At 63.1% G+C, this 18217-nt stretch carries 12 protein-coding genes; 5 read left to right on the top strand and 7 right to left on the bottom strand.

Going from position 1 to position 18217, the window contains the following annotated elements; genetic code table 11:
* Window positions 1–226: 226 nt before the first annotated feature.
* Entirely contained in the window at window positions 227–916 is a 690-nt protein-coding gene (locus RTP54_RS28705) for a phosphatase PAP2 family protein (protein WP_312367331.1), read from the top strand.
* Between the two features lie 161 nt (window positions 917–1077).
* On the opposite strand, the gene RTP54_RS28710 is transcribed toward RTP54_RS28705, so the two are convergent.
* The 5 genes from RTP54_RS28710 to RTP54_RS28730 all read right to left on the bottom strand — a co-directional run bounded on the left by RTP54_RS28710 (window position 1078) and on the right by RTP54_RS28730 (window position 7412).
* Window positions 1078–2967: an MFS transporter gene (locus RTP54_RS28710; protein ID WP_112810438.1), complete on the bottom strand. Its 1890-nt coding sequence runs from the start codon at window positions 2965–2967 to the stop codon at window positions 1078–1080.
* A gap of 172 nt (window positions 2968–3139) precedes the next feature.
* The gene (locus RTP54_RS28715) at window positions 3140–4402 is read right to left on the bottom strand and encodes an ABC transporter permease (RefSeq protein ID WP_312367334.1); all 1263 of its coding nucleotides are present in this window, start codon (window positions 4400–4402) and stop codon (window positions 3140–3142) included.
* On the bottom strand, window positions 4399–5088 hold the full coding sequence (locus tag RTP54_RS28720; protein WP_312367336.1) for an ABC transporter ATP-binding protein: 690 nt from the start codon (window positions 5086–5088) through the stop codon (window positions 4399–4401). Before RTP54_RS28720 ends, RTP54_RS28715 begins: the two co-directional genes overlap by 4 nt.
* Before the next feature lie 3 nt (window positions 5089–5091).
* On the bottom strand, window positions 5092–5556 hold the full coding sequence (locus RTP54_RS28725) for a hypothetical protein (RefSeq protein ID WP_312367338.1): 465 nt from the start codon (window positions 5554–5556) through the stop codon (window positions 5092–5094).
* Between the two features lie 104 nt (window positions 5557–5660).
* Window positions 5661–7412 carry an alkaline phosphatase gene (locus RTP54_RS28730; protein WP_312367340.1) on the bottom strand — a complete coding sequence of 584 codons (1752 nt, stop codon included), beginning with the start codon at window positions 7410–7412 and terminating at the stop codon, window positions 5661–5663.
* A gap of 389 nt (window positions 7413–7801) precedes the next feature.
* Here RTP54_RS28730 and RTP54_RS28735 point away from each other — a divergent pair, with 389 nt between their 5' ends.
* Together RTP54_RS28735 and RTP54_RS28740 are read left to right on the top strand one after the other, a co-directional pair.
* Window positions 7802–8836 (top strand): aspartate-semialdehyde dehydrogenase, encoded by a 1035-nt coding sequence (locus RTP54_RS28735; protein ID WP_077504742.1) that lies wholly within the window; start codon window positions 7802–7804, stop codon window positions 8834–8836.
* Between the two features lie 206 nt (window positions 8837–9042).
* Window positions 9043–9864: a lytic transglycosylase domain-containing protein gene (locus tag RTP54_RS28740; RefSeq protein WP_112810443.1), complete on the top strand. Its 822-nt coding sequence runs from the start codon at window positions 9043–9045 to the stop codon at window positions 9862–9864.
* Between the two features lie 70 nt (window positions 9865–9934).
* On the opposite strand, the gene RTP54_RS28745 is transcribed toward RTP54_RS28740, so the two are convergent.
* Window positions 9935–10576 (bottom strand): carbonic anhydrase, encoded by a 642-nt coding sequence (locus RTP54_RS28745; RefSeq protein WP_162703585.1) that lies wholly within the window; start codon window positions 10574–10576, stop codon window positions 9935–9937.
* A gap of 75 nt (window positions 10577–10651) precedes the next feature.
* Window positions 10652–11533, bottom strand: coding sequence for a pyridoxal kinase PdxY (gene pdxY, locus RTP54_RS28750; RefSeq protein ID WP_112818241.1), 882 nt, complete (start codon window positions 11531–11533; stop codon window positions 10652–10654).
* Window positions 11534–11815: 282 nt separating this feature from the next.
* On the opposite strand from pdxY, the gene RTP54_RS28755 reads away from it, so the two are divergent.
* Window positions 11816–16609 carry an NAD-glutamate dehydrogenase gene (locus RTP54_RS28755; RefSeq protein WP_312367344.1) on the top strand — a complete coding sequence of 1598 codons (4794 nt, stop codon included), beginning with the start codon at window positions 11816–11818 and terminating at the stop codon, window positions 16607–16609.
* A 191-nt stretch (window positions 16610–16800) separates the two neighbouring features.
* Entirely contained in the window at window positions 16801–18162 is a 1362-nt protein-coding gene (locus RTP54_RS28760) for an MFS transporter (RefSeq protein ID WP_162703586.1), read from the top strand.
* The last annotated feature ends 55 nt before the right edge of the window (window positions 18163–18217 follow it).

Here is an 18217-nt window from a genome sequence, read left to right on the forward strand (position 1 = left end):
CCGAACGCGTCCGCGACCAGAGCCGAGGCGTTCGGGCCGATCCGTGACCTTTCAGAGCTGCGTTCTCAAAACACCTCCGGAGCAATCCGGAGGTGTTTTGCGTCACGCGGCCTTGAATTTGACGGCTGAACCGACACATGCAGGCAAATGCCGCCACGATTGGAACCGGCGCCGGCCGGCGGTCGATCAACGCGCATGTGCATGCAGAAAGCTTGGAAAGGCCCATATGAACCGACCGCTCGCATCAACCGGATGGATCCTGGTCACGACACTGATCCTCGTGCTCGCCTTCATCCCGCTCGATCCGTTTCTCTCGACGCGGGCACAGGCCTTGCCGGAAAGCGTCGTCGCCTTCAACCGAATGATCACCGACTTCGGCACCTTCGGCTGGATGATCTATCTCTCCGGCCTTGTGCTCGCCAGTGCCTTCATCCTGCGGCGCGTGGTGCGCCAGGCACCGCTTCAGCGCCGGGCGCGAACGGTGCGCAACCTCGCCGCCTATTTCCTTTTGACGATCGGGACCGCAAGCGCGCTCGTGCATGCGCTAAAATTCCTGACCGGCCGGGCAAGGCCGGAACTGCTGGTCGATCTCGGCGCCTACAGCCTGACGCCGTTCACTGGCGACACCCTGTTTGAAAGTTTTCCCTCCGGCCATTCGACGGCAGCCGGTGCCTTCTTCGGCGTCTTTGCCATGCTCTTGCCGAGGCTCAGGCCAGTCTTCTTCGGCCTGGCGCTGGTGATCGGGATATCGCGCGTCATCGTCGGCGCCCACTACCCGAGCGACGTCGCCGCCGGCCTTCTGCTCGGCCTCTGGACATCCCTCATGGTGGCGTTCCTCTTTGCCAAGCGCGGCTGGCTGTTCCGGGCCGACGAAGGCGGCTGGCCCATCCCGAAGCGCTCGGGCTCCCGGACATGAAAAAGCCGGCGCGGAAGACCGCGCCGGAGTCAGGAGAGCCGTGATGCCTCTCGGGGAAGTCTTCGGAGCGTTTCCAGTCCCCATCGGATCTTGGAAACGCTCCTTCATTCGGTCGTCGCATTCCGGACGAAAAGCGGTTCCGCCCTTCTTCTGGAAATGCGTCAGTCCATAGCGTGGATGTCGCGATCCTTGGTTTCCGGAAGGAACAACATGCCGATGACAAGGGTGATGCCCGCAAACACGATCGGGTACCACAGACCGTAGTAGATATCGCCCTGGGCCGCGCTCATCGCGAAGGCCGTTGCCGGCAGCAGACCGCCGAACCAGCCGTTGCCGATATGGTAGGGCAGGGACATGCCGGTGTAGCGGATGCGGGTCGGGAACATTTCGACCAGCAGGGCTGCGATCGGGCCATAGACCATCGTCACGTAGATGACGAGGACGGTCAGGACGGCGATGATCGTCGTCCAGTTGACGCCGGCCGGATCCGCCACCATCGCATAGGTACCGCCGCCGGCAATCGTGTAGACGGCCATTTCGGTTGCGGCGCCGACTTCGTCCTTCGTCAGAAGCTTGTCGGCGATGAGCTTGTCGGCGGGAACCACTGTCTTTTCGCCACCGCGAACGGCGGTAGCGTCGAGAGCCAGTTCCGGGTTGGCGGCAACGAAGCCGTCCAGCTTGGATTCCGGAACCTTTGCCGCACCACGAACCAGCGGATAGCCGGCATCATGAAGCGCCATGTTGGTCTGCTTTTCGAAGGCACCGTTGGCAGCCTTGGCACCGTCGCCAGCGGCGACCGCGTCGTAGCTGTTGATCGTCGTTTCGCCGATCTTGACCGTTGCCGGCGTACCGGCAGCCGCTGTCATGACCACGTCATACGGAACCGAGTTCTTGGTGAGGAACGCGGTTGCGATGTCGCACGAGGTCGTGAACTTCGCCGTGCCGGTCGGGTTGAACTGGAACTTGCAGTCGCCAGGTGCGGCAGTCACGGTTGCCCTGACCGTTGCCTGTGCCTGAGCGAGTGCCGGGTTACCGGCCCAGGTCAGCGCCTTGAACAGCGGGAAGTAAGTGAGCATCGCCAGCAGCAGGCCGGCCATGATGATCGGCTTGCGGCCGATCTTGTCGGAAAGCCAGCCGAAGAGCACGAAGAAGCCGGTACCGAGCAGCAGCGAAACGGCGACCATGATGTTGGCCGACTGGCCATCCACCTTCAAGACACCAGTCAGGAAGAACAGCGCGTAGAACTGACCGGAGTACCAGACGACGGCCTGGCCGACGACAGCGCCGAACAGGGCCAGAAGCGCGATCTTGGCGTTCTTCCACTGGCCGAAGGCTTCCGACAGCGGTGCCTTGGAGCCCTTGCCCTCTTCCTTCATCTTCTTGAAGGCCGGAGATTCGTTCATCTTCAGGCGGATCCAGACGGAAATGCCGAGCAGAACGCACGACAGCAGGAACGGAATGCGCCATCCCCAGGCAGCAAAGGCTTCCTTGCCCAGCGCGAACTGCACGAGCAGGATCACCACCAGCGACAGGAACAGACCGAGCGTTGCCGTGGTCTGGATCCAGGAGGTGAAGTAGCCGCGACGCCCATGCGGCGCGTGTTCGGCCACGTAGGTCGCGGCGCCGCCGTATTCACCGCCGAGCGCCAGGCCCTGCAGCATGCGCAGGACGATGAGCAGGATCGGGGCAGCGATGCCGATCTGGGCAGCGCCGGGCAGGATGCCGACCAGGAAGGTCGACAGACCCATGATCAGGATCGTCACGAGGAAGGTGTATTTGCGGCCGACAAGGTCACCGAGGCGACCGAAGACCAGAGCGCCGAACGGGCGAACCAGGAAGCCCGCGGCAAACGCCAGAAGCGCGAAGATGTTTCGCGTCGTTTCCGGATAGGAACTGAAGAAGGTCGCGCCGATATAGACGGCGAGCGAACCGTAAAGATAGAAATCGTACCATTCGAACACGGTACCAAGCGACGAAGCGAAGATGACCTTCTTCTCCTCGCCGGTCATCGGACGCGTTTTTGCGTCGTCCGCAGTCGCGACATTTGCCATTTTGTTTATCCTCCACTCCAAAACAGCCCATTGGAGCGCCCATTGGCTGGCTCGGACATTCCTCCCAAGAACGTCCGAACGTGGTGCGCCTGATCACAGGATGTCAGAAAAGAGGCCCCCTAGGCAGGGATGCTTTCGGCTTATGACTTTCGTCTAAGAAACCCTTGGGTTCTCAGGCGCGAAGTGCTGCGGCCGGCGATTGACGGTAGGCGAGAACAGCCGGAAGAACGGCAAGGATGGCGGCAAAAGCCAGGATGAGCGACATGAGCAATCCGTCGCCGGCAGCAAAGACGACCGGCATGGCCACGCCGCTCTCGCCGGAAAGATATCCGGCTATGAATTTCGCAGCGCCGAAGCCGAGCGAAAAACCGATGAGCACGCCCGCGGCGACGAGCGCGAAAAGCTCGCTCCAGACAATGACGAACACCGCCCTGCGCGGCGCACCGAAGGCGCGAAGCGCTCCGATCTGCCGCCGGCGCTGGCCAACATGCAGGATGGTGACGAGCAGGATCGCGGCGGCCACCAGAACCTGGGCGCCCGTGGTGACCGCGACGAGCACCCGCTTGGCATCGCCGAGCGTGACATAGAGGTTCGTCAGCACTTCTCCTGGAAAAACCGCCAGTGTCGCGGTGTCGCGATACTCCTGCCGGAGCTTGTAGGCATCGGCGATCGATTTCGGCTTGACGAGGATGGCCGGCAGGCCGGGCGGGACCTTGCCCCAGTCCTCGCTCAGCGCCGCATCCGCATCGATGGGCGCATGGCCGGCTTTTGCACCGGAGGCAGCCTCGTCATGGCCATGGTCATGGGCGTGATGGCCATCAGCGCCAGGCTCCGCTTCCATTCCGTGCAGCGCCCAGACAGCCTGCATCGGGACCAGAATGGCCCGGTCCCAGGCGGTGCCGGTTGGTTCGAGCCGCCCGACGATGCGATAGGCAAGCTCCGTATGGGCGTGGCCGCCAAGCTCGGCAAGCCCGTGGGTCGGCTTGACCGCATAACCGATCGGCAGATCGACTGCAGATCCGGCGACCGCCTCGCCGAGCGCTGCGAAGACACGGCCCTCGGCCAGCACTTCGAGCTGATGAACCAGCCCGGTGGACGTGCCGACGACCGGATAGCCGCCAAAACTGTCGCCGAAGCCGACGGGGGCTGCGGAAGCGACGCGCGGGTCGGCAAGAAGGCGAGAGAGGACCGTGCCGTCCATCAACGGCAACGGCCAGGGCTGCAGGAAGATCGAGGAAAGAATAAGCTGCGTCTCGCTGCCGGGGGCGCCGATCACCAGATCGAACTTGTCAGCGGCGCGGGCGCTGCCGAGCCGGAGCGCACGCTCCTGCAGGGTAACGGCGACACCGAGCGCTGTTGCCAGCGCCACCAGGAGAACGACGACGAGCGACCCGGCCCACAGACGCCGCAGGTCCGCCAGGATGAAACCGATCATGCTGCTCGCTCCAAGATCGGGCCGTCGTCGACAATGCGCCCGCCGGCAAGCCGGAGGCGGCGGTCCAGGCGTTGCGCCAGCGAGAGGTCGTGCGTCGCGACCAAAAGCGTACAGCCGCTTTCGCGGGAAAGTTCGAGCAGCAGCTCGCCGACGGCGGCGCCCGCCTCGCTGTCGAGGCTGGCGGTCGGCTCGTCGGCGATGACCACGCCCGGTCGGCGCAGCAGTGCCCGGGCAATGGCCACGCGCTGCATCTCGCCGCGCGACATGGTTTCGATCATCTGGGTCGGCCGGATGAGCCCGACGCGAAGCAGCAGATCCCGCGCACGCGCGCCGATGTCACGGGCCATGGCGCCGGAAAGCCTTGCCGGCAACAGAACGTTTTCGAGCGCGCTCAGTCCGGGGAAAAGATGAAAATCCTGCAGGACGAGGCCGATATTGGCGCCGCGCCAGCGATCGCGCCTGCCTTCGGAGAGCGCGCAGATATCGACGTCATCCCAGAGGATGCGACCCTGCCCGACCCGTTCCAGCCCGGTCAGGATGCTGATCAATGTGCTCTTGCCGGATCCGGATGCGCCAATGAGCGCCACGCGGCTGCCCGCTGCAAGTGTCAGACTTTCGATCGCAAGGGCAGGGGCGGCCAGTCCGGGAAAGCGTATGTCGATCCCTTGCAGCTGAAGACCGAGCATCGGCTAGACCGTGTAGAACTGCGAAGAGCGCAGGCGCAACAGGCTGACGAAGCCGGTCTCCGGGTCGGTCCACGAGCCGACCTCCAGCGTGCCGCGCACCTCGATCGCCTGGCCGGGCGGCACGAAGGTCTGTTTCTCGCCGAGATAGACGACGACGATGTTGTCTGGCCAGTCGGAATCCGACGAACAGAACGGGCAGAGCGCCATCGGAATTTCCGTCAGCACGAAGAACGCCGCCTCGGCTTTCAACGGCGGCGCCATGAAGCCGCGCATGCGCACCTCCTGGCCGGCAAGGCTCTTCACCTTCTGTGAAAACTCAAGGCCGAGCACGCTCACCTTGCCATAGAGTTCGTCGAAGGTGAGGCTGGCATCCGCGAGCGCCATGCGTCCCTTGGCGGCAACGGACGCGCCGGCGATGAGGCCAAAGAGTGCACGTCGGCTTATGGAGATGGGGGTGGCTATGGGCATCGTCTCGTCGCCATCGGTGTCCCGGCAACGCAGGAACGCGGGGCCGGAAAAGCGTCATGGGAAGCCTTCTCCCCTGTTGCGGGGAGAAGGCACGTCTCAGGCGATCAGTTGGTCTGTTTCACGCCGAGAGCAAGTGCGTCGACGAGCACGCGGTAGACGTCGCTCTGCTCCATGTAACCCCGGAAGCCCTCGCTGCCAGGACCTTCCGACTGCAGCACGACGTCATCGACCGTGTGCTGGCCGGTGCTCTCGTCCTTCGGCAGGATGCCGACGCGCAGGACTGCGCCCGGCATGTCCTTGTAGGCTTCGTTGGCGACATACTCGTCCTTCTCGTTCTTCACCGCCGGTTCGAACGGACCGTCCAGCTTGGGGCTGAAGGTTTCGTAATAGTCGGGGAAGTTGGAGACGAACATCGCGAGGCGGCGGCGGGCGTCGATCTTGTCGGGGAAGCCGTCCTTGTTCTCGTCGGTGTAGTTCGGGAAGCCCGCCGAAGACCCGGTCTTGACCTTGTCCCGGCCTTCCTTGCCCTCGACCGTGTCGTCGATGATGCCGAGCAGCGAGACGCCGTGGGTATGGTCGCCGGTGACGACGATCAGCGTATCCGGATTGTTCTTCGCAAATTCGCGGGCAACGCCGATCGCCTGGTCGAACTCGATGGTCTCGACCACGGCACGCTCCATGTCGAGCGGGTGGCTCATCTTGTCGATCGAGGCACCTTCCACCATCAGGAAGAAGCCGTTTTCGTTCTTCGAAAGCCGGTCGAGCGCCGTCTTGGTCATTTCGACGAGGCCGGGCTGACCCGGGAATTTTTCGGCGGTACCCTTCTTCAGGAACTCACGGTCGAGCGTCACGTCCATGTTGCCGGTGTGGAACAGGCCGAGAAGCTTGCCGTCGGCGGGCGCCGCGGCCAGCTCGGTCTTGTCGGTGGCCAGCGCGTAGCCGGCGTCCTGGAAGAGCTTGATGTAGTCCTGATTGTCCTTGCGCTTGGAGCCGGGCGTCTCCTTGCCGAGGAAATAGGCCGAGCCGCCGCCGAGAATGACCTCCGGCTTGACGTCGTAGATCATGCCGACGATTTCGGCCTTGTCGTTGCGGTTGCGCGTATGAGAGACGACGGCGGCCGGCGTCGCATCCTCGATTTCCGAGGTGGTGACGAGGCCGATCGACTTCTGCGTCTGGCGGCGCAGCGCCTCGGCGATGGTCTCGACGCGCGGATCGTCGAGGCTGTCGGGGGTGCGGTCGCCATAGACGCCGACGGCATTGATCACGGTCTTGTGGCCGGTCATGTAGGCCGACATCGTGTTGGCGCTGTCGGTGTCGATCGAGTTGGTAGCCGATGTGCCGATGAAGGCCATGCGCTCAAGATCGTCCATGTTGAGGCGGCCATTGGCCTTACCCTCAGTCATGCCCTTCGACATGATGCGGGCGGCGGTGCGATGGGCGACCGAAAGGCCGTCGCCAAGCAGGAAGATAACGTTCTTCGCCTTCGGCTGCTCGGCCGTGGCAAAGACATCCCAGGTCACGGTTTTCGTCTGTTCGCCGGCGGTTACTTCGACCTTGTAGCTGCCGGGCGCGCCGATGACGGCGTTGCGCAAGAGCAGGGCCGAACCGAGTTCCTTGTCTTCTTTGCCCTTTTCCATGGCGACATAGCTGGCCTCGGAGCCGAGCGCGGCCTTGTAGTCTTCGCCATTGACGGTCACCTTGATGTCTTCCGCCGTGACGGCACCCTTGAGCTCGACCTTGAAGTCGAACGGCGATCCGGCAAGAATTGTCGCGCGATCAATGGGATAGACATCCGCGGCCTGGGCCGTGAAGGCCAGAACCGTCGTGGCTAGGAGGGTGGCAAGAAGCGTGCGCATGGCAATCGTCCCTTCGAGGTGTCGGATGGCGCGGTCCTAACGCCCGGCCATGACAGCGACATGACATTGCGATCACGTTTGCGGCGACCCAGGCATCCCGCGCTTGACTCGCCGATAGAAACAATTATGACGAGCCTCGGAAAGGAAGGCATTCCATGCTTCGCCGCGAACATAACTTCGCTGACAGCTGCATCCTGGCAGAAATCGCCGGGCTGGATATGCGTTTCCCAGCTTCCTTCAAAACAACGGCCAAAACGACGACGAAAACCGTCTGACGTCTCTGGCCCTCCGCTCTCTCCCCGGTTTGGCCGGGGACAGGAACCCTCGCGGCGGATCGCGCGGTTTCCCCCTCCACCCGACGAGGAGAGACAGAAAAGAGAGCTTAGATCATGGGTTTCAAGATTGCAGTCGCAGGCGCTACCGGCAATGTCGGCCGGGAGATGCTGAACATCCTTTCGGAGCGCGGCTTTCCGGCCGATGAGGTGGTTGCCCTTGCTTCCGCCCGTTCCCAGGGCACGGAAGTTTCCTTCGGCGACAAGACGCTCAAGGTCAAGAACCTCGAGAACTACGATTTCTCCGACACCGACATCTGCCTGATGTCGGCCGGTGGCGCGGTTTCGCTGAAGTATTCGCCGAAGATCGGCCAGCAGGGTTGCGTCGTCATCGACAACTCCTCGGCCTGGCGCTACGATTCCGAAGTTCCGCTGATCGTTCCGGAAGTGAACCCGGATGCGATCTCGCTCTTCACCAAGAAGAACATCATCGCCAACCCGAATTGCTCGACCGCGCAGCTCGTCGTTGCGCTGAAGCCGTTGCACGACCACGCCAAGATCAAGCGCGTCGTCGTCTCGACCTACCAGTCGGTTTCCGGCGCCGGCAAGGACGGCATGGACGAACTTTTCAACCAGACGCGTGCGGTCTTCGTCGCCGACCCGATCGAATCGAAGAAGTTCACCAAGCGCATCGCCTTCAACGTCATTCCGCACATCGACGTCTTCATGGAAGACGGCTACACGAAGGAAGAGTGGAAGGTTCTGGCCGAGACCAAGAAGATGCTCGACCCGAAGATCAAGGTGACCTGCACGGCCGTGCGCGTCCCGGTCTTCATCGGCCATTCGGAATCGGTCAACATCGAGTTCGAAAACGAGATCACCGCTGACGAGGCGCGCGATATCCTGCGCGAAGCGCCGGGCTGCCTGGTTGTCGACAAGCACGAGAATGGCGGCTACGTCACGCCTTACGAATGCGCCGGCGAAGACGCGACCTACATCTCGCGCATCCGCGAAGACGCAACGGTCGAAAACGGTCTCAACATCTGGGTCGTCTCCGACAACCTGCGCAAGGGTGCTGCACTGAACGCGATCCAGATCGCCGAGCTGCTCGTCAACCGCGGCCTGATCCGCGCCAAGAAGCAGGCCGCCTGAACAAACAGGCGGTAAAACACGAATAAGCACCCCGCCTGGCCGGTTATCGGCCTGCGGGGTTTGCTGTTTCACGGATCCGTGTGAAGAATTGATCGGATTCACGTGAAACCGTTAGGTATTTTCCGCCATTGAGGGGCGGGTGACAGAGCCGGCAAAGGCTGGCATCTTTGTAACGGCACCAGATTCGGGCAATCACGGGGTTTTTCATGCACACGGCAAAGTGCGTAGCGATTGGGCTTGCGGCCCTGATTTCAACGGCGGTGCTTCCGGCAACCGCTTCGGCGGCACAGTGCGGCAACGACGGCAGCGGCTTTGCTGCCTGGATGACGCAGTTCAAGCAGGAGGCGGCCGGCAACGGCATCAGCCCTGCTGTGCTCAACAAGGCGCTCGCAAACGTCTCCTACAACAAGGCAACGATCCGCGCCGACCGCGGCCAGAAGAGCTTCAAGCTCTCGCTTAGCCAGTTCATGCAGAAGCGTGGCGGCCAGACGATCATTTCGCGCGGCAAGAAGATGAAGGCGCAGAACGCCGCACTCTTCAACAGCATCGAGAAGCGCTACGGCGTCCCGGCGGGCCCGCTGATCGCCATCTGGGGCATGGAAACCGGCTTCGGCGGCTTCATGGGCAAGGAGCACACGCTCTCGGCCGTTTCGACGCTCGCCTATGACTGCCGCAGATCTGACTACTTCACCAACCAGCTCTATGCGGCGCTCCAGCTCGTCCAGCGCGGCGACCTGAGCCCGGATGCCCGTGGTGCGGCCCATGGCGAAATCGGCCAAACCCAGTTCCTTCCGGCCAACGTCCTGAAGTACGGCGTCGACGGCGACGGCAACGGCCATGTCGACATGGTCCGATCGAAAGCCGACGCGCTGGCCTCGACCGCAAACTTCCTGCGTGGCCACGGCTGGCAGCCGGGCGCCGGATACCAGCAGGGACAGGCGAATTTCGCCGCGATCCAGGGCTGGAATGCCGCCAGCGTCTACCAGCAGGCGATCGCCATCATCGGCGCCGAAATCGACGGCGACTGATCGCGACCATCAAAAGACTTGCAGATTGGCAAGCCCGGTTCGATAGGACCGGGCTTTTTCACGTTTTCGATCACATGCCCGGACGGGCGAAATCGCCGGTCTTGGCGTCCATCACCCAGAGCTCGCCGGTCGAGATGTCGAACCAGGCGCCGTGCAGGTTGAGCTTGCCCTTTGTTTCGAGGATCTGGACGCAAGGGAAGGTGCGCAGGTTGGCGATCGAGTTGCGGATCGAGACGCGCTCGAGAGCCCGCTGCCGCTCGGCCTGGGTCATCACTTCATTGCTCTGGATCTGTTCGGCAGAAGGCTTCAGAAGGTTCATCCAGCGGCCAATGAAATCGCCGGGCGACAGAGGCTCGGCGTCGAGATCGAGCGCCGCCTTGATGCCGCCGCAGCGGCCATGCCCCATGACGACGATATCGCTGACACGCAGCGACTGCACGGCAAACTCAAGCGCCGCCGAGGTCGAATGATAATGGCCGTCCGGCTCGTAGGGTGGCATCAGATTGGCAACGTTGCGCACGACGAACAGTTCACCGGGACCGCTGTCGAAGATCGTCTCGGGCGCTGCCCGGGAGTCGCAACAGGCAATGACCATGGTCTTGGGCTTCTGCCCGCTATCGGCCAATGTCTTGTATCGTTGCTGCTGTTCGCTGAAGCGACCATTCATGAAATTATGATAGCCGTTCAGTAGGTGGTCTGGAAAACGCTGCATATCCATCGGTTACCCCGCTGTCGTCGAGAGTTCAATCCAACAAGCCATCCGACGGAACGCCGTGAACAGCTTCTTCTATTTGCGGCGCATCTGGCTCGGATGCAGCAGACGCCGCATCTGCACCATCGCCATCGGTGTTGCGAGGCTCGACGCATCCTGTTCGAGCGTCAGCTCGTCGGCGCCACGCTTGACCGTGCGCGCGATGATCTCGAACACGCTGGCCGTCGCCATCTGCAGCGCCCGCTCCTCGGTAAGCCCTTCCAGCAACCGCGCCAGGAACACCGCGGTCAACAGATCGCCCGTGCCGTTCGGCGGGTTCTCGATCAGCCTGTGCTCGGCCAGCAGCGCATGGTTGCCGGAGAGATAGAGGTTTCCGGTGCCGCCGTTCATCATCGGGATCGCCGAAGTCACCAGCATGCGTGACGGGCCGAGCCCGAGCGCCGCGTCGAGGATGGCCGCATTGCTCTCGAGCGCCGCGCCGGCAAGCCAGGCCAGCTCGAAACGGTTTGGCGTCGCAAGGCTTGCAAGCGGCAGCAGCCGATCGCGGATGGCGGTCGCCGTCGTTTCGGGCACATAAAGCCCCTCGGCATCGCCGATGACGGGGTCGCAGGCATAGACGAGATCGGGGTTGCGGGCGCGAAGCGCCGTCACCAGCCGGGCAACGCCGTCAGCCTGGTCGGCGGATCCGAGATAACCCGAGAGGACCGCGCGAACCTCGCCGGCCCAGGGCGCCTGCGCGAGATCGTCAATGACAGACTGGAACTCTGCGTCCGGGATGGTGATTCGCGTCGAACGGCCATGACCCGGATGCCAGGGGAGAATGACTGTCGGCAGCGCCCAGACGGGATGGCCGAGCGTCTCCAGGGCAAAAACCACAGCCCGATTGCCGACGGTACCACGCACCACGTGACTGGAAATAACGATCACGGCACCGGGCAAGGAGGGCATTTCGGGCATCGGCCAGTCCATTCCTTCGATTTGACCTCTGATCAACGACTGTCACCGCCATGTCAACAGGCTATGGCAGAGAGGTTCCGCACAAGCCGCTGGCGTTTTCGTGCTTTTTCATCGGAATTCGAGCAATTTTCGCCAATTTGCCTTCGATTTAAATGGATTTAAGCTGTTTTCACGTGAGATTCTCCGATTTTGGGCTCGTTTTTGCCGAAATCGTCATAAAAAGCGGTCGCCATTAGCCATGGTTCTGATAGGGTCTAGCCTATCATGAATGGGAGAAACTTCATGGGCGTGAAATACAATCCGAAGCGGGACAGACACATCGACGCAGCGAAGGCGGCCGCCATCAAACTGGGCACCGACGCGCTGGCGCCGGAGATCCTCTTCGGGGCAGCCAGCAACGACGACCTCGATCTCTATTCGGCGGAGATGCTGGCACTGACTGCGGCCCATGCGAGAAGCGAACTCGCACGCTGGGACGGCGGAAAACCCCAGGTTTCGGTCGAAACCGTACCCGGCGTCGCGCCCGGCGGCACCGAGGTTTCGATCATTACCGTCACCGAACACAACATGCCGTTCCTCTATGATTCGGTCATGGGCGAGGTGACGAGCACGCACCGCGACATCCATCTCGCCATCCACCCCATTCTGGTCCAGGAGCCGGGCAAGCCCGTCAAGCTGTTCGATGCGGACGAACCGAGCGATCCGGCCCACCGGATCAGCCATATCCAGATCCACCTGGACAAGTTGACGCCGGCCGAAGCCCAGTCGCTGAGCAACCGCATCCGCGACGTGCTCGAGCAGGTTCACCAGGCCGTGCACGACTGGCCGGCAATGACGACGCTGCTCGACCACGCGATGAAGGAACTCGAGGACTACAGCGCCTCGCGCAAGAAGAGCGATCGCGACGAGGCGCTCGCCTTCCTTCGCTGGCTCCGCGACAACAATTTCACCTTCCTCGGCATGCGCGAATACACCTATTCGGGCAAGGGCGGTAAGGCGACGGTCGAACGCGGCAAGGGCAGGGGCCTCGGCATCCTGTCCAACCCCGACGTGCGCGTGCTGCGCCAGGGCAAGGACGCCGTTCTGACGACGCCGGAAATTCTGGCCTTCCTCGAAAGCCCGGATTTCCTGATCGTCACCAAGGCCAATGTGAAGTCGGTCGTGCACCGCCGCGCCTATATGGACTATATCGGCGTCAAGCGCTTCGATGCCGATGGCAATGTTGCCGGCGAGTTGCGCATCGTCGGCCTGTTCACGTCCTCAGCCTACACGCGCCAGGCGGCGGAAATCCCGCTGTTGCGCCACAAGATCGAGAAGATCGTCGACCATTTCGGCTACGATCCGCAGAGCCACTCCGGCAAGATGCTGGACAACACGCTCGAATCCTACCCGCGCGACGATCTCTTCCAGATCGACGTCGGCCTGCTCGCCGCCTTCTGCGAACAGATCAACGAACTGGGCGACCGGCCGCGCATCCGCGTCCTGCCGCGCATCGACCATTTCGACCGTTTCGTCTCCGTCATCGTTTTCGTGCCGCGCGAACAGTACGATTCCGACGTGCGCGAAAAGATCGGCGACTATCTGAAAACCGCCTATGACGGCCGCGTTTCCGCCTACTATCCAGCCTTCCCGGAAGGCGGTCTGGCGCGCGTGCACTTCATCATCGGCCGCACCAGCGGCAAGACCCCGCGCATCCCGCAGGCCAAGCTCGAAGAAGCCGTGCGCGGCATCGTCACGCGCTGGATCGACCGGTTCGACCTGCTCGCCCGCAAGGATGGCATCGAGCTCGACGTCGACGGCGCCTACCAGTCGTTCTTCACGCCGGCGGAAGCCTATGCCGATCTCGCGGACATTGCCGCCTGCAAGGCGGAGGATCCGATCCGGATCTCGTTCTACAACTACAATCGTCCGGTCAATCGGCCGGATACTGCCGAGCTGAAGATCTTCCATGCCGGCGAGCCCGTTTCGCTGTCGCGCCGCGTGCCGCTTTTGGAAAATCTCGGTTTCCGCGTCATCAGCGAACAGACCTACGACCTCAATGTCGGCAGGCATGGCGAGGACAAGCACCGCGTCGTGCTGCACGACATGGAACTGATCCACCGCGACGGCCTTGCGCTCAATCTCGAAAAGTCGGGCGCCGCACTCGAGGAAGCCTTCCTCGCCGCCTGGAACGGCACGATCGAGGACGACAACTTCAACCGGTTGATCCTGCTTTCGGGCCTCAACGCCCGCGAAGTGACGGTGCTGCGCGCTTATGCGCGCTACCTGCGCCAGGCCGGCATCACCTATTCGCAAGGCTATATCGCCGACACTCTGAACAAGTATCCGGCAATTGCCGCCGATATCTTCAGGCTGTTCGTGACCCGCATGGACCCGGCGCTCGAGGAAAAGCCGCGCGCCAAGAAGTGCAATGCGCTGATCGCCTCGATCGAGACCGCGCTGTCGTCGGTTCCAAGCCTCGACGAAGACCGGATCTTGCGCCGCTACGTCAACGCCATCGAGGCGACGCTCCGGACCAACTACTTCCAGAAGGACGCCGACGGAAAGCCGCGCGCCGTACTCGCGCTCAAGCTCGACCCCAAGCAGCTCGAAGGCCTGCCCGAACCGCGTCCGTTCCGCGAAATCTTCGTCTACGGCACCGAGGTCGAGGGCGTGCACCTGCGCTTCGGCAAGGTCGCCCGCGGCGGTCTTCGCTGGTCCGACCGGGCACAGGACTACCGCACGGAAGTGCTGGGCCTGGTCAAGGCGCAGCAGGTCAAGAACGCCGTCATCGTGCCCGTCGGCGCCAAGGGCGGCTTCTACCCGAAACAGCTCCCCGTCGGCGGCAACCGCGACGAGGTGTTCAAGGCCGGCACCGAGGCCTACAAGACCTTCATCCGCACCATGCTGTCGGTCACCGACAACATCGTCGGCCAGGATGTCGTGCCGCCGGCCGACACGCTGCGCCGCGACGGTGACGATCCCTACTTCGTCGTCGCCGCCGACAAGGGCACGGCTACCTTCTCCGACACCGCCAACGGTCTCGCCCAGGAGGCCGGTTTCTGGCTGGACGACGCGTTCGCTTCGGGCGGATCGGCCGGCTACGACCACAAGAAGATGGGCATCACCGCCCGCGGCGCCTGGGAAACCGTCAAGCGCCACTTCCGCGAGATGGACATCGACATCCAGACGACCCCCTTCACTGTTGCCGGCGTCGGCGACATGTCGGGCGACGTCTTCGGCAACGGCATGCTGCTTTCGGAAAAGATCCGTCTTCTCGCGGCCTTCGACCACCGCGACATCTTCATCGATCCCAATCCGGATACGGATGTTTCCTTCGCCGAGCGCAAGCGCATGTTCGCGCTGCCGCGCTCGAGCTGGCAGGACTATGATCGCAAGACGCTGTCTGAAGGCGGCATGATCATTTCGCGCGCCGAAAAGTCGGTAACGCTGACGCCGGAGGCGATGGCGGCGATCGGCATCGACAAGCAGAAGGCGACGCCGCTCGAAATCATGAACGCGATTCTGAAGAGCCAGGTGGATCTGCTGTGGTTCGGCGGCATCGGCACCTATGTGCGCGGCAGCAACGAGACGGACGCCGAAGTCGGCGACCGTGCCAACGATGCGATCCGTGTCGCCGCCGAAGAGATCCGTGCCCGCGTCATCGGCGAGGGCGCCAACCTCGGCGTCACCCAGAAGGGGCGCATCGGCTTCGGCCTCAATGGCGGTCGCTGCAACTCCGACGCCATCGACAACTCGGCCGGCGTGAACTCGTCCGACGTCGAGGTCAACATCAAAATCGCGCTCGCATCTGCCATGCGCGACGGTCGCCTGACCCGGCCGAAGCGCAACACGCTGCTGGCATCGATGACCGAGGAAGTCGGCCATCTGGTGCTGCGCAACAACTACGAGCAGTCCCTGGCGATCTCTTTGACCGCCATGCAGGGCGCCGGCAACCGCACGACGCTCGGCCGGCTGATGACGCGGCTTGAAGTCGACGGTCATCTCAACCGCAAGGTCGAGACACTGCCGACCGACCAGGCGATGACCGAGCGCTACCAGGCGGGCAAGCCATTGACCCGCGCGGAAATCGGCGTGCTGCTCTCCTACTCCAAGCTGGTGCTGTTCGATGAGCTCATCGCCAGCGAGCTTCCCGACGATCCGTATTTCACGGCAACGCTGGAACGCTACTTCCCGGGCAAGATGCGCAAGGCCTATGCCGGCGACATCCACGGCCACCGGCTGCGTCGTGAAATCATCGCGACGGTCTTGGCCAACGAGGTCATCAACCGTGGCGGCCCTGCCTTCGTCTCCACCTTGACGGATGCCACCGGCTTCCTCTCGGCCGACGTCGTCAAGGCGGCCGTGCTGGCGCTCGACGGCTTCGACCTGCCGCGGATCTATGACGAGATCGACGCGCTCGACAACAAGATCGGCGGCGGGCTGCAGAACGTCCTCTACCAGGAGGTCGGCCGCATCTTCGCGCTCGTGACCGAGCGGACGCTGAGGACCCATGCGGCGACCGGTTCTGTCTCCGACGCCGTGGCGCGGCTGCGCGACGGCCTGCAGAAGCTGCGCGGTACGATGCGCACGGCCGTCTCCGGTGAAAGCGCGGACGAGGCACAGCTGAAGACCGCGGCCTTCGTCGAGGGCGGCGTCCCCGCCAAGCTCGCCGAGGAGATCTCGGAACTGGCGCTGATGACGCTCGTGCCGGAAATCATGCAGATTTCCGCCGAGACCGGCGAGACGCTGAGCCGCACCGCACAGGGCTACTTCGCCGTCACCGACACGCTTCGGGTCAACCGGCTCTTGGCCGCCTCCGATCGCGTGCCGGCAACCGAGCAGTTCGAAGCGATGGCCCTGTCGCGGGCCGTCTCCGATATCGCTGCCGCTCGGCGCGATATCACAGCGGCAGCACTGCGCGAGCAGAAGAAGGAACGCAATCCGGTCGCGGCCTGGGAGGAAAACGAGCGCGAGCGCGTCGCCCAGGCAACGAGCCAGCTGCGTCTTCTGACCGAGAAGGGTGAAACCACCCTCGCCAAGATCACCGTTGCTGCGGGCCTTCTGAATGACCTTGCACGCGGGCGGGCGAGGTGAGACAGTCCGCCCCGGACTGATTGGCGTGGATTGGAATTGACCGGTCCGGCGCTATCGGATTTGACAATGCACTGCGCCGCGCGTTCGAAAGGACGCACGGCGCAGTCGTTTCCGGGGAGGGACATGTGCAGCTTTCGGCCGAGAGAATTGACGAACGACCGCGCACGTCGCGCGCGGGCATAGCCGGCTGGATGCTGTTCGACTGGGCAGCACAACCCTTCTTCACGGTCATCACCACCTTCATCTTCGGCCCCTATTTCGTCTCGCGATTGACGGAGGACCATGCGGTCGGTCAGGCGATGTGGGGCTACACGCTCACGGTTTCCGGTATCATCATCGCAATTCTGTCGCCCGTGCTCGGTTCGATCGCCGACGCCACTGGTCCGCGCAAGCCATGGATCGGCTTTTTTGCCGTCATCAAGATCGTATCGCTGGCGATGCTCTGGTTTGCCGCCCCCGGTTCGCCGATCATTTACGCCGCCTTCTTCATCGTGCTTGCCACGGTCGCCGCCGAATTTTCGATCGTCTTCAACGATTCTATGATGACGCGGCTGGTCGACGAGAAGGATGTCGGCCGCATTTCCAACATTGCATGGGGGCTCGGCTATCTCGGCGGCATGATCGTGCTGATCGCCGTGGTCGCGCTCCTTGCCGGCAGCCCGGAAAGCGGCAAGACGGCGCTCGGCATCGATCCCCTGTTCGGCCTCGATCCGGCCAAGGGCGAGGACGCACGCATTACCGGGCCGATATCGGCGCTCTGGTATCTCGTCTTCATCATTCCGATGTTCCTGTTCACCCCCGACGCGACCAGGGCGACGATGTCGCTGCGCAAGGCGACCGCCACGGGCTTGCGAGAGCTGAAAGGGACGCTCGGCGAGCTCAAGGAAAGATCGGGCATTCTCCGCTTCCTGATCGCACGCATGATCTTCCAGGATGGCGTCAACGGGCTGCTGGCGCTCGGCGGCACATTCGCCGCTGCGATGTTCGGCTGGCGAACCCTTGAGCTCGGCATCTACGGCATCATCCTGAACATCGTCGCCATCGGCGGCTGCCTCTATGCGAGCCGGCTCGATGCGCGGCTGGGCTCCAAGACCATCGTCAATGCGAGCCTCGTGTGTCTCATCATCGCCACGATCGGCATCGTCTCGACGGGGCCGGGTTTCACGCTGTTCGGCCTCATGCCACTCTCGACAGAGGATTCCGGCGGCCTGTTCGGCACCGCGGCGGAGAAGGCTTACATCCTCTATGGTCTGCTCGTGGGCATTGCCTTCGGCCCGGTCCAGGCCTCATCGCGTTCCTATCTCGCCCGCAGCGTCAGCCTCGACGAGGCCGGCCGCTATTTTGGGCTCTATGCGCTTTCCGGTCGGGCGACATCCTTTCTTGCGCCCGCGTCCGTCGCCACGATCACGTTGATGACCGGCTCAGCTCGCATCGGCATGATGGCGCTGATCGCCTTCCTGGTCGTCGGCTTCGTAATCCTGCTACGCACGCCCTATCCGGCTGATGACGGGCGCAAAAAAGCCGCCGCATCCTTTGGACGCGACGGCTCCTGATGTTTTCAGACTGACTTTGAAAAACCGGGTTCGGCGTGAAACGCCGGTCCCGGCC

It is taken from the genome of Ensifer sp. (assembly GCF_031989085.1).
In the GTDB taxonomy this organism is placed as follows: domain Bacteria; phylum Pseudomonadota; class Alphaproteobacteria; order Rhizobiales; family Rhizobiaceae; genus Ensifer.

Coding starts and splice junctions, on each gene's coding strand:
- RTP54_RS28705 (WP_312367331.1), top strand. CDS start 227: ATGAACCGACCGCTCGCATCAACCGGATGGATCCTGGTCACGACACTG.
- RTP54_RS28710 (WP_112810438.1), bottom strand. CDS start 2,967: ATGGCAAATGTCGCGACTGCGGACGACGCAAAAACGCGTCCGATGACC.
- RTP54_RS28715 (WP_312367334.1), bottom strand. CDS start 4,402: ATGATCGGTTTCATCCTGGCGGACCTGCGGCGTCTGTGGGCCGGGTCG.
- RTP54_RS28720 (WP_312367336.1), bottom strand. CDS start 5,088: ATGCTCGGTCTTCAGCTGCAAGGGATCGACATACGCTTTCCCGGACTG.
- RTP54_RS28725 (WP_312367338.1), bottom strand. CDS start 5,556: ATGCCCATAGCCACCCCCATCTCCATAAGCCGACGTGCACTCTTTGGC.
- RTP54_RS28730 (WP_312367340.1), bottom strand. CDS start 7,412: ATGCGCACGCTTCTTGCCACCCTCCTAGCCACGACGGTTCTGGCCTTC.
- RTP54_RS28735 (WP_077504742.1), top strand. CDS start 7,802: ATGGGTTTCAAGATTGCAGTCGCAGGCGCTACCGGCAATGTCGGCCGG.
- RTP54_RS28740 (WP_112810443.1), top strand. CDS start 9,043: ATGCACACGGCAAAGTGCGTAGCGATTGGGCTTGCGGCCCTGATTTCA.
- RTP54_RS28745 (WP_162703585.1), bottom strand. CDS start 10,576: ATGCAGCGTTTTCCAGACCACCTACTGAACGGCTATCATAATTTCATG.
- pdxY (WP_112818241.1), bottom strand. CDS start 11,533: ATGCCCGAAATGCCCTCCTTGCCCGGTGCCGTGATCGTTATTTCCAGT.
- RTP54_RS28755 (WP_312367344.1), top strand. CDS start 11,816: ATGGGCGTGAAATACAATCCGAAGCGGGACAGACACATCGACGCAGCG.
- RTP54_RS28760 (WP_162703586.1), top strand. CDS start 16,801: ATGCTGTTCGACTGGGCAGCACAACCCTTCTTCACGGTCATCACCACC.